The sequence below is a fragment of the Mesorhizobium sp. M7A.F.Ca.CA.003.01.2.1 genome (assembly GCF_003998945.1).
Lineage (GTDB): Bacteria > Pseudomonadota > Alphaproteobacteria > Rhizobiales > Rhizobiaceae > Mesorhizobium > Mesorhizobium ciceri.
The window spans coordinates 1-1,880 of the sequence record NZ_RZRA01001029.1 but is presented as its reverse complement, the minus strand read 5'-3'; the positions used below and the strand labels follow the sequence as shown (position 1 = coordinate 1,880).

At 61.4% G+C, this 1,880-nt stretch carries 3 protein-coding genes; 2 read left to right on the top strand and 1 reads right to left on the bottom strand.

What is annotated here, in order from left to right; translation table 11 throughout:
• Positions 1-389, bottom strand: a 389-nt coding sequence (locus EN969_RS29205; protein WP_127419632.1) for a DUF2314 domain-containing protein, incomplete at its 3' end; no start/stop codon positions are given.
• Between the two features lie 446 nt (positions 390-835).
• Between EN969_RS29205 and EN969_RS29200 the strand changes: the two genes are divergently transcribed.
• Both EN969_RS29200 and EN969_RS29195 read left to right on the top strand, forming a co-directional pair.
• On the top strand, positions 836-1,078 hold the full coding sequence (locus EN969_RS29200; RefSeq protein WP_013530037.1) for a DUF1344 domain-containing protein: 243 nt from the start codon (positions 836-838) through the stop codon (positions 1,076-1,078).
• A 188-nt stretch (positions 1,079-1,266) separates the two neighbouring features.
• A partial coding sequence (locus tag EN969_RS29195; protein WP_164758598.1) for an FAD-dependent oxidoreductase occupies positions 1,267-1,880 on the top strand: 614 nt, incomplete at its 3' end.

Sequence of the window (1,880 nt, the reverse complement as noted above, 5' to 3'; positions counted from 1 at the left end):
GTGTATCCCCAGTCGGAAATATCGTCCCTGGTGAATTCTATGTTCTGGCCGAGGACGACGTTGTGCACTTCCTCCGGCTGGTTTGCCAACATGCCGACAAATCCGGTTTCGGTGCGGCGGAACGGTATGACCCAGAAGTGTTCGGTGACGTTGCCGTCCCGTACCTTGACCTTCAATTTGAACCTCTCTGTGTCGGCGGGAGGCGCCTCGGACAGTGCCAGGAAGTCGTCCAGGCTGGCGAGCGCCTGCGCGGTGGCCGCTGCCATCTCTGGGTCGCCGGGAGTGAAGATAATTGTTTTGTCGTCGCCCGGATCCGTGGCTTGTGCGCCGGCCAATCCTGGAGCAAGCGCCAGCATCAGGGACATCGCAGTCCAGACTGCAAGCTTCATGGAAGGCCCCCCTTCATGTCAACGGTCGACACCATCCCGCATTCGACGTCGGTTTGCAACCGTAGCGCGAGTTTGATCAGCGTTGGCGTGGCGGTTTTTGAACTGATCCGCGAAACAAAATGTGTATCGACGATCGGTCAGCGCTCTGTTTCGTGATGCCGCCCGAGATGGATTGCGGCGGCTGCGTGGTGATCGAAAGCCGCCCGTCACAATCGGCCAAGTGACTCTTTTCGCGGACAGAAGTGCGTTCATTGGGGGAGCCGAAGCGGCCTGAAATGATCTAGGTCGCAGATAATGTGTCGGAATTAAGCCTATGATATTGTTTGCGAAAATTCACCCAATGTGATTTGCGGAGGGTGCGCTTTCCGTCCAGTTTCAGGCCGTCCGGTGCTGTCGTTTCCCAAGGCGGCGGTCCGGAAAAGTGAAACAGCACGGAGTGCTTACCAATGAAGAAGACCCTCGCAACCACCGCTGCTCTGCTCGCCTTCCTCGGCACCGCTTATGCCGCGACCGTTCAGGGCACCATTCAGGCCGTCGATCCGACGACCAAGTCGATCACCCTCGACGACGGCAAGATCTACCAGCTGTCGCCCGAAGCGACGATCGGGAAACTGAAGGTCGGCGCCAAGGTGGCGGTGACCGTCGATGACAAGACCGGCATCGTGACGTCGATCAAGAAGGCCTCGTAAGGCGAGGGCATCGTGCGTCGGCAGACCTGCTGACGCAATTTCAGACCCTGTTCCATTCTGGCCGGTCCTCCGGGGACCGGCCATTTTCGTGCCCTTCACCCTCGACGCCAGGCAAACCGCCGTCCCGGCGGCGCCGCTATGGTTTTTGCCAAAGAGCCGCGCTATCCCTTGGCCACCGGGGGATAGTCATGGCCGACGAGCAAAAAGGGTTTCGCCTGTCGCGGCGATTGCTGCTGGGTGCGGCTGTCGTCGGCGGCGCGGTGCTGTGGGGCGGCAACACGGTGGCGCGGCTGGCACGCGGACCTTCGGGGCCGAAGAACGCAGGACGGATAGCCGATATAGACGGCTTCGCGCTGCCTCTGAAGCCGCTGGACAATGCGCCGGCCTTCGATGCGTCACTGCCCTGGTCGGCAAAGGGTGGTGACATCAACGATGCCAGCGGCCTGTCGATGACGCCGGTCTACGGCGTGGTCGAGGTCAGCGGGGACGAGCACATCGCCAAGGCCCTGGCCTTCGCGCGTGCCAATGGGCTGAAAATATCGCTGGCCGCCATCCGCCATTCCATGGGCGGGCATGCCTTCGACGACAACGCGCTGGTGCTCGACCTCAGAAAGTTCAACAGGGTCACCGTCGATGCGGCGGCCAAGACCATGACCCTGCAGCCGGGCGCGCGCTGGCATGACATCCAGAACCTTCTGCATCCGCACTTCGCGGTGAAGGCGATGCAGTCGACCGACATCTTCTCGGTCGGCGGTTCGCTGTCGGCCAATGCGCATGGCATGGACCACCAGGCGGGTTCGGT

What these genes read in the sequence shown, in the direction of transcription:
- EN969_RS29200 (WP_013530037.1), top strand. Translation starts at nt 836, where the DNA reads ATGAAGAAGACCCTCGCAACCACCGCTGCTCTGCTCGCCTTCCTCGGC.